4 protein-coding genes are annotated in these 9,963 nt (G+C 68.2%); all 4 read right to left on the bottom strand.

The genetic code is table 11. From position 1 onward, the window contains the following. Nucleotides 1-2,949 (bottom strand): ATP-binding protein (locus tag ACXJKH_RS09265; RefSeq protein WP_457319207.1); only part of this gene is annotated, 2,949 nt, incomplete at its 3' end. Nucleotides 2,950-3,088: 139 nt separating this feature from the next. Then, a complete protein-coding gene (locus tag ACXJKH_RS09270) occupies nucleotides 3,089-4,327 on the bottom strand; it encodes an EAL domain-containing response regulator (RefSeq protein ID WP_457319208.1) in 1,239 nt (412 codons plus the stop codon). Continuing rightward, nucleotides 4,324-7,167: a response regulator gene (locus ACXJKH_RS09275; RefSeq protein WP_457319209.1), complete on the bottom strand. Its 2,844-nt coding sequence runs from the start codon at nucleotides 7,165-7,167 to the stop codon at nucleotides 4,324-4,326. Before ACXJKH_RS09275 ends, ACXJKH_RS09270 begins: the two co-directional genes overlap by 4 nt. A gap of 153 nt (nucleotides 7,168-7,320) precedes the next feature. Further along, nucleotides 7,321-9,963, bottom strand: a 2,643-nt coding sequence (locus ACXJKH_RS09280) for a TonB-dependent receptor plug domain-containing protein (RefSeq protein ID WP_457319210.1), incomplete at its 5' end; no start/stop codon positions are given.

Genomic DNA, 9,963 nt, shown 5'->3' on the forward strand with positions numbered 1-9,963 from the left:
GGTCAGGAACAGGTCGCGCAGGTGATCGGAGACCACGATCGTATCGACTGGCACATCGCGGGTCGGTGAAAGGTCCACTCCGGCAGGGGCCACCGGTTTGGTCAACCCACTGAGCTGGCGGTACAGCGCCTGCAGCGAAATCGGCTTGACCAGGCAGCTGTCCATGCCGGCGCTGCGGCAGCGCTCGCGCTCTTCCGGCGCGGCGTTGGCGGTGGCACCGATGATGGGTACACGCACGCCGTCTGCGCGCAACCGGCGGGTGAGGGCATACCCATCGATGTGCGGCATGTTGACGTCGGTGAGCACCGCGTCGAAGCGACGCTGTGACCAGTAGCCCAGCGCTTCGTCGCCATCGCTGGCCACCACGGCGTGGCAGCCCAACTGTTCCAGCTGTTCGCGCAGGATCATCTGGTTGATCGGATTGTCCTCGGCGACCAGCACGTGCAGGCCAAGGCGACGGAACTGCGGCGCCGCCGTCGGCGCCTGCCGTGGCGCATCCCCACCTGCGGCCATCAGCAGCGCATCCACCATGGCATCCAGGTTGTGCATGGACACCACCCAGCGCCCGTCGATCCGCTCGGGATGGTCACCGCCGTCGGTTCTGGCCACCACGTGCGGCCCGGCCCAGCCCGGATCGGGCTCGTCCAGCAGCACATCCAGCAAGGGGGTGTGTGCGCTGAAGTTCTGTGCCGATTCGCTGTGGTAGACCTGCGCGGCGGCGCCGCGCTGGCGCAGGCGCTCGCACAGGTTGTCGGCCAGTTCCCGCGATGGCGAGCGCACGTAGACCGCCACGCGCTGGCCGAACGCTGGACGCTGCTCGGCCAGGTCGGGGCTTTCGGCCAGCGGCAGTTCAAAGCTGAAACTGCTGCCCAGCCCGCTGTCGCTGACCACGCGCAGTTCGCCCCCCATCAACTGCACCAGATGCGCGCTGATCGCCAGCCCCAGGCCGGTGCCGCGCATCGCATCGGTGCCCGGGTTGGCCTGGTAGAACGGCTCGAACAGTCGTGCCTGGTGCTCCTGCTGGATACCGATGCCGGTGTCGGCCACCTGCCAGCTCAGTCGCGGCAATTCCCCCGCCGCTTCCACCCCGCGCAGGCGCACGACGATACGGCCGGCATCGGTGAACTTGATCGCGTTGCTGATGAGGTTGTTGAGCACTTGTCGGATGCGCGCGGCATCGCCGATCACCAGCGCCGGAACAGTGCCGTCGATGCACGCATACAGCTGCAGCCGCCTGCGCGTGGCCGAACCGGCATACGAGCGCAATACCTCTTCGGTCAATCCCGCCGGACAGAACGCGACCGGCTCCAGCGCCAGCTGCCCGGCCTCTGCCTTGGACACGTCGAGGATGTCGCTGATCAACTGCATCAGGGTCGACGACGAGCGTTGGATCGTGCCCACGTACTCCTGCTGTCGGCTGTCCAGTGGGGTCAGTCCGAGCAGCTCCAGTGTGCCCAGTACGCCATACAGCGGCGTGCGGATCTCATGGCTCATCGTCGCCAGGAACAGGCTTTTGGCCCGGTTGGCCTGGTCGGCGGCCACGCGCGCCTGCTGCAGCACCAGTTCGGCGTCGTGCTGGGCGGTGAGGTCGATGAACAGGCACAGCATCACCGGCTCGCCGCGGTAGCGCGCGGGGGTGACGGTCACCAGCAGATGGCGTCCGTCGGGCGTGGTGTAGGGCCGCGTGGCAGGGCCCTGGGTATTGGCGTCGGCCGACGCATCATCGCGCCACCCACCATGCCAGCCAGGTGCGTCAGGATGCTCTCCCAGCCAGTTGCGTGCCAGGGCGTTCTCCAGGATCACCTGCCCGTCGCGCTGGCGCAGCAGACACAGACCGATGGGGGCTGCGTCAAGCACGGTGCGGCTGAACGCTTCGCTTTCCAGCAGACGCTCATGGTTCTCGCGCAGCGGGACCAGAACCGAGCGTCGATAGCTGCGCAGCACCAGCACGCCGCCCAGCGCCAGCAGCATCGCGGCAATCACGCTGCCGATCAGCGGCCCGCGGGGATGGCTGAGCAGGCGCGCCCAGCGCACCTGGTACACGGCCTGCCAGCCGTCGTTGGTTCGCATGCGGTAGATCACCCCGTCACGGGTAAAGCTGCGCTGCGCGCCGCCGCCCTCCAGGTGGGGGCCGTGCACCAGTCGACCGTTCGGGTCGATGATGGACAGCTGGTCGTAGATCGTCTCGCCCAGCAGCTGACGACGCTCGTCCAGGCGCGACAGGTCCAGCAGGCAGGCGATCGCCGGCATGGCCCGGGCGTCCGTATCGCCCCACGCGTCGATGTCCCGCGGTGCCTGTGCGATCGACAGCAGGCGGTTGTTGCCATCGCCGGGATCGCGCTCGAACCAGCGCACATCGCCGCGTTGCAGCGAGACACTGGCCGCCACCGCGTGGATGTAGCGCAGCAGCGCCTGCATCGGTGCCGAGGCCGGCCGCACCGGGTCGATATCGTCCACCGTGAGCGGCACCAGCAATCCGGCCGTCCCTTCGCCGCTGACCAGCAGGCAGCGCGGTGAGGGATACAGCGATTCGGCCCAGAACGCGCCGTAGAAGCCGGAGAATCGCACGCCCAGCGCCGATGCCGTGTGTGGCGGTGGCGCCTGGTCATGCAGTACCGAGAACGGGATGTAGGCCCGCGCCGGGTTGGCCAGCTCCACGTTGCCCGACAGTGGCTGGCTGCGGACCGTTCCTGGTGGACCGCCGGGCAACGCTGCGCGCTCGTGATCATGGGCGCGCCAGCGCCGCATGAAGCGCTCCTGTTCCTGCAGTGCGCCATCCAGGCGGCGGAAGTGGAAATCGATCTTGTCCTGTTCTTCCCGCAGCAGCTGAAGGGTGGTGGACAGCACCAACCCGGCCTGGATCGTGGCCAGGACGATCACGCCGATCAACAGCGCATGCACGCGCAGCGAACGGCGGGCGAGCTGGCGGATGGGTGCGGCCTCGGGCATGGGATCCCCTTGTGATGGTGGCAACGACGCGCTGGGTGCCGCGCGATGCCGCGTGCCTGCGATCGTCAACCGTTGTGAACCGATGCACAAGGGTGCGGGGCCGCGCTGGATGGCATGGTGAATGCTGGCCGGTGAGAGCTCAGCGCGTGGCGAGGGTGTCCGGGTGGCCCAGTTCGGTGTGCCGGTGTGCGGCCTTTTCCTGGTCCAGCAACGCACCGAAGGTTTCGGCGGGAATCGCGCGCGAAATCAGGAAACCCTGGACCTGGTTGCAGCCCAGCCTGCGCAGGGTGGCCAGCTCGGCATCGGTTTCCACACCCTCGGCGACGATGTTCAGCCCCAGCTTGCTGCCCAGTGCGATGACCGTGGCCAGCGCGCTGTGCAGCGCCGGATCGCGTGCGCAGCCGCGGACCAGTGCCCGGTCGATCTTGACCTCGGTGAAGGGCGTGCTGACCAGATTGTGCACCGAACTGAGGCCTTGGCCGAAATCATCCTGGGCCAGTCCGAAGCCCTTCATGCGCAACCGGCAGGCCCCGGCGTAGTAATCGCTGACATGGTGGGTGGTGCTGCTCTCCATCAGTTCGAAGCACAGATCCGCGGGAATGCCGCCGTGCTTGAGGGTCAGCTCCAGCAGTTCGTCGGGCAGGCTGCTGCGCTCGAGCAGGTGGGGTGGCAGGTTGATCGACACCGGGATGCGGAAGCCCTGTTCGCGCCAGCGCGCCTGGGCCTGCACGCTGGCCTTGAGGATGTGGCGCAGCAGCGCCGGTTCCAGCCCATGCTGTTCGATCAGCGGCAGGAAGCGACCGGCCTGCAGCGTGCCGTGCTCGGGATGGCGCCAGCGCACCAGTGCTTCGGCGGCCACCACCAATCCTGAATCCAGCGACTTCTTCGGCTGGAACCACGCGGTGATCTGGCTGTCGCCGATCGCCTCGCACAGGCGCTCTCGGCTGGCCAGGATCGGAGCCTCCTCCGGTGCGGTCGGCGGGGGGGCCTCGGCGCTGGCGTGGTCAAGTTGCGCCAGCAGTTCGCCGACATCGGCCGGGGACACCGGCTTGGGCAGGATGCCGAGCACGGTGATCCCCAGCGATTCGGCCATCAACCGTGCCGATGCCATCATCCGTTGCGAGGCCGAGCTGACCAGCGCCAGCATCGGTCGGTGCTGCTGCGCGGCCAGCGCCTGGATGAACTGGATGCCATCCACGCCCGGCATCATCAGGTCGGTCACGACCAGGTCGTAGCGGCGCCAGTTGCACATCTCCACCGCATGCGCCGCATCGCCGCAGGTGTCGGTGGCGATGCCGGGCGCGGCATTGAACATGTTGGCCAGGAAGCCGCGCTGGAACGGCTGGTCTTCGAGGATCAGTACACGGTGGTTGCTCACGTCGGGGCTCCTGCGGTCAGTCCGCCCAGGGCATGGCGGAGGGTGCCGATGTCGATCGGTTTCACCAGGTAGTCGGTCATGCCACCGGCCAGGCAGCGCTCGCGTTCTTCGGGGGTGGCATTGGCGGTGGCGCCGATCACCGGCATCGCGTGGCCCTGCTGGCGCAGCCGCCGGGCCAGCGCGTGGCCGCCAAGGCCGGGCATGTTGATGTCGGTCAGCACCACGTCGAACACCTCGGCGGTGCAGCAGGCCAGCGCCTCGTKCCCGTCGCAGGCGGTGACCACGCTGCAGCCCAGGGTTTCCAGCTGCTCCTTGAGGATCAGGCGATTGATCGGATTGTCTTCGGCGATCAGCACGTGCAGGCCGAGCGCGGCACGCACGACCGGCGTCGTCGAAACCGCCGGTGCCCGGTTGCCATGCTGCAGGCGGAACACCGCATCGGCGATCGCGCGGATGCTGAGGGTAGTGACCGTCAGCTGATCCGGTCGCGCCGGATCGTCGCAGGACGGGTCGCCGGCGTCGGCGGTTGCGATCACCCGCGGACCGGTCCACGCGATCGGCACCGCATCGCGCGGATCGCTGTCGACCAGGATCGCGCCCGGCTCCGTCGGCACAGGCATGTCCGTGCTGTAACGGCGCGCGCTGGCACCCCAGCGCTGCAGCCATTGGCAGGCGCTGTCGGCAAGTTCGGCCAGGGCCGCGCGCACGTACACGGGTGGGTCGCACAGCAGGCGCGGGCCATCGGCGCCGGCGTCGCCCAATGCATCGGCATCCACGCCCAGCGGCAGGATCACGGTGAAGCTGCTGCCCAGGCCGGGCTCGCTGACCAGGCGCATGTCGCCGTTCATCAGCCGCACGAGGTGGTCGCTGATCGACAGCCCCAGGCCGGTGCCGTCCGAACGGCCTGGGCCGTCCGCCTGGCGGAACGGCTCGAACAGCCGCGCATGTTCGGCCGCGGCGATCCCGATCCCGGTGTCGGTGACCTGCCAGCTGACGGTGGCGGTGCCGCCCTCGCAGGCGATCAGTTTGACGCGCAGCACGACGCGGCCACTGTCGGTGAACTTGATCGCATTGCTGAGCAGGTTGCCCAGCACCTGGCGGATGCGGTCGGCGTCGCCGGTGAGCTGCGCAGGCAGGCGCGGATCGGTACAGACCACCATCTGCAGCTGCTTGCGGGCCGCAGCGGCCGCGTAGGCGCGCAGCGTGGTCTCGGCCAGGTCCAGCGGCGAGAACGCCGTGGTGGCCAAGGTGAGCTGGCCCGATTCGATCTTGGAGACATCCAGGATGTCGCTGATCAACTGCAGCAGCACCGACGAGGAGTGCCGGATGGTCTTCAGGTACTCGGCCTGGCGCGGATCCAGCGTCGTGTTGCCCAGCAGTTCGAGGGTGCCCAGCACGCCGTACAGCGGCGTGCGGATCTCATGGCTCATGGTAGCCACGAACGCGCTCTTGGCCTGGCTGGCCTCGTCGGCCACCTGCTTGGCCGCCGACAACGCCGCCTGGATCTGGCGGTGCCGGCTGATGTCGTTGAACACGCACAGCAGCACGTCGTCACCGTGGTAGCGCGTGGCCGCGTACAGCACCTGCAGCTGGCGTCCATCGGCGGTGGTGACGTCGACCGGGCGGCGGCTGCGCGCGGTGCATTGGGCAAGGTCGCCCGTGCGTCGCCACGCCCCGGTCCAGTCGCCGGTGCCGGTATCACTGCCCAACCAGTCCCGCGCGAGCTGGTTTTCCAGCATCACCCGGGCGTCGTGGCAGCGCAGCACGCACATGCCCACCGGCGCCATCTCGATCACCGTGCTGCCGAAATCGAAGCTCTCCAGCAATCGCAGGTGCTGGCGGTGTGCCGGCTGGATKAGCTGGCGGTCGATGCGTCGGATCAGCAACCGCAACGCCGCGATGGCGGCGAGGCATACCAGCAGCGACACCGCGATGTGTACGGCCATATCGCGCAGCAGCAGCGCCGCTGGAAGGTGGTAGACGAGCCGCCAGCCGTCCTGGCCGATGCTCTTCACCAGAGCCAGCCCCTTGGGTATCCCGTGCGCCCAGACGAAGGCGAAGGCATCTGCGTGCTGGCCGCGCAGCCATGTCGTGGGCGGCTCGGCCGAAGGGCTGGAGAGCACGGGCTGACCGCGCTGGTCGAGCAGCAGGAACTCACCGATGTCTTTGCCGGAGACCGTGTCCGCCACCGCGGCTGGATCAAGCGCCAGCACCAGCCAATGCGCCGGATCGGCGCCCTCTTCGGCTGCGCGGTACAGGTAGATCGAGGCCCCGGGGTGGTTCGCCGGCAGCCAGTACACGCCCGTGCCGGGCGCGGCGCGGCCGGCATGCGCACGCAGTACCGACGCGGTCAGCTCGGCCGGCGGGGGTGTTGCCGGCGTGTGCCGACCCTGCAGCCACTGGCGTGGCGCCTGCGGATCGCTGCTCACGTGCACCAGGCGCGCGCCGAAGTCGGCCAGGGTCTGCTCGGCGCGCGCGGACAGCAGCAGGCTGAGCTGCCGGCCGTCGCGGCCCGGCCCCAGCGGCAGTCGCTGTACCTCGCTGTCCTGGCCGTCGTCCGGCCGGGCCGGGGCGGCGGCGGGCAGCGGCGATTCCACCACCGAGTCCACCAGGTAGTTCAACAGGGCTTCGCGATGGTCGAAGTACAGCTGCGCCCGGTAGGCGGCAGCGTTCATGTCGCGGCGATGTACCGACACGTCCTCGCTGAGCTGCGCCAGCAGGTAGAACCCGGCCGTGCCCAGCAGGCAGAACAGCACGCACAGCGACAACCAGCGCAGCAGCACGTTGGCCGCTACGACCGGGGCGTCGAGGGTGGAACGTCGGGGCAGGAGACGATGCATGCGCGCATGCTAGGAAGCGTGGCCGCCCGCGCACATCAGCCGATCCCTAAAACCGGGCGTGCCGCGACCGCGTCACGGGCGCCGTTCAGCTGGATGAAAACGAACGGGCCCGCACAGTGGCGGGCCCGTCCAGTGCTCCGTGCAGGGCGCCGCTTACAGCGCGGTGCCGCCGAACTTGTGCGTGTACTGCAGGTTCACCGTACGGCCGACGGTGTCGAACCAGGACACGTCGTAGTACGGGTAGGGCGTGTAGGTCACGTCCTTGGGCGGCATCTTGTTGGCCACGTTGACCACCGTCAGCGACAGGCGCGAATGGTCGTCGAAGCGGTACTGCAGCGACACGTTGTAGCGGTAGGTGGCGCCGATCCACGGGCTGTCGCCGCTGTCCGGGTCGACGCTCTGGTCGTAGCTGTCGTAGGTCGGCAGCCGACCCAGGCGCGAGCCGTAGACCGTGGCCGACCAGGCGTCCTTCTCCCAGGTGATGCTGGCGCTGGTCTTGGTGCGCGGGATGTCGAAACCGCTGTTGACCGCGAACTGGTCTTCGACCACATCACCCTCGAACTGCTGGAAGTCGTGCGTCTTCACCCAGGTGTGGTTGCCGCTCAGGATGAAGTCGCCCAGCCCGGTGCTCAACCGGTAACGCAGGCCCACATCGATGCCACGCGTGGTTTCGCGCGCGATGTTGATCGGGTTGACGTGCACGCCGTAGAGGCGGCCGTCGCTGGTGCGGGTGACCCGGCCGATCGCATCCACGCAGGTCGGCGAATCGGCCTCGGCGTTGCCCAACCGGCATGCCGCTTCATCGCGCAGGATGGTGCCCACGTCCATGTCCTGCACCTGGTTGCGCATGTCGATGTCGAACCAGTCCACCGACAGGTCCAGGCCGATCGCCGGCGACCAGACCAGGCCGGCGCTCCAGGAGGTGCTGGTCTCCGGGTCGAGATTGCGGTTGCCCTCGCGGGTGCGGATCAGGTTTTCCTCGTAGTCCGAGCAGTCCTCGGCCTGGTCCAGCTGGCAGTTGTAGTAGTCGTTGTTGCTGGTCTYGTCATTGCCCGGGCCGGCGTATACGTAGTGCAGGTCCGGCGCGCGGAACGCGGTGCCGTAGGAGCCGCGCACCAGCAGGGTATCGATCGGGCGCCATTCGATGCCGCCACTCCAGGTCGCCTTGCCGATGCTGTTGCCCGAATAGCGGTACTGGTCGTAGCGACCGGCCACGCTCACGTTGAGGGTGTCGTGCAACGGCAGGCGCRGTTCGGCGGCCGTGGCCCAGCGATTGCGGCTGCCGTGTCCGTCCGAATCCTTCCAGCTGTAGTAGTAGTACCCGGTCGCCAGCGGATCGGGGTTGAGCGCGTAGGACTGGTTGCCGAACTCGGCGGTGGCGGCGAAACCGGCCTTGCCGCCCGGGAGTTCAAACAGCGCGCCGTTGGTCAGGGTCAGCGCGGCGGTGTCGGTGCGCGACTTCGGCGTATAGGTCGTCTTGGCGGCGATCGAATCGTATTCGCTGCGACTCAGCGGCCGGTACAGGCGCGCCGGGTCGGCGTTGAATACCGGGAACACGTTGTCATCCTCGTCGGTGTACTCGCCCAGCTGCTCGCCCAGGAACAGCGTGTTGGCCTTGGCGGCGATGATCTGCGGCCAGCGGATCGAAGACTGGTACTGCGAGTGGCTCAGCGAGGCCTCGTAATCCCAGTTCGCGTCCAGGCTGCCCTTGAAGCCGGTGGTGACACTGAAGGTCTTCTGGGTGCTGCGGATCATGCCGTTGCGCAGCCCGCCCATTTCCTCCGGCGAGAACTGACGCTGCCAGAACTCGACCTGGTCGGTGGCCTGGTTGTAGAAGTAGCCGTCCTCGTTGCCGTCGGCAGCCATCCGGCCCCACTGGGTCACATCGCGCATCAGTGCGATGTCGTGGTAGCCCATCTGCACGTCGGCAAACCAACTGGCCCCGTTGTCGAAGGCGTAGTTGAGCGAGGCATAGCCGTTGACGCCACGGCGCTTGCTCAGGATGGTGCCGTAGCCGATGGACGTGTCGCTGCCGCAGTAGAAGCCGTAGCGCGCGCGCTCGGCGTACCGGGTGCTGCCACGGTTCTGCCCGGCCAGCGCATCGCAGGTGGCCTGGCCCGGGTCCAGGTAATCATCGTTGTAGTCGGTGCGCAGGTAGGCACGGCGCGCGGCACGCGCACTCTCGGTCGGCGCATCCTGGGTGGCGTCCTGCTGGCTGCGCTGATAGGCCCACAGCGGCGTCTGCGACTGCAGCTCAAGGCTGTACACCGCGCTGAAGCGACCGGCATCGAAACCGCTGGCCAGGCTGATGTCGAACGACTCGCCACCGCCTTCGGTGGTGGTGCCCATGCGCATGTCCACGGTCGTGCCATCCACGCGCTTCTTCAGGATGAAGTTGACCACCCCGGCGATGGCGTCCGAACCGTAGATCGCCGAGGCGCTGCCGGTCAGCACTTCGATCCGCTCGATCATCCCGATCGGGATGTTGGAGACGTCGGTGAAGTTGCTGCGGCCCTGGAACGGCATCGGGAAGTCGGCGATGCGGCGGCCGTTGACCAGCACCAGGGTATGGTTCGGGCCCAGCCCGCGCAGGTCGACCTGCTGCGCGCCGGGCGAGAAGTCGGCGCCGCTGGAGGACTGCTGGCTCTGGGTCTCACCCCCGTTCTGGGTCATCGAGCGCAGCACATCGGGCACGCTGGTGAAGCCGCTGGCCTGGATCTGCTCGGCGGTGATCACCGTCACCGGTGCCGGGCCCTCCACCTGCGCACGCGGAATGCGCGACCCGGTGACCTGCAC

Source organism: Stenotrophomonas sp. P5_B8, from assembly GCF_054049855.1.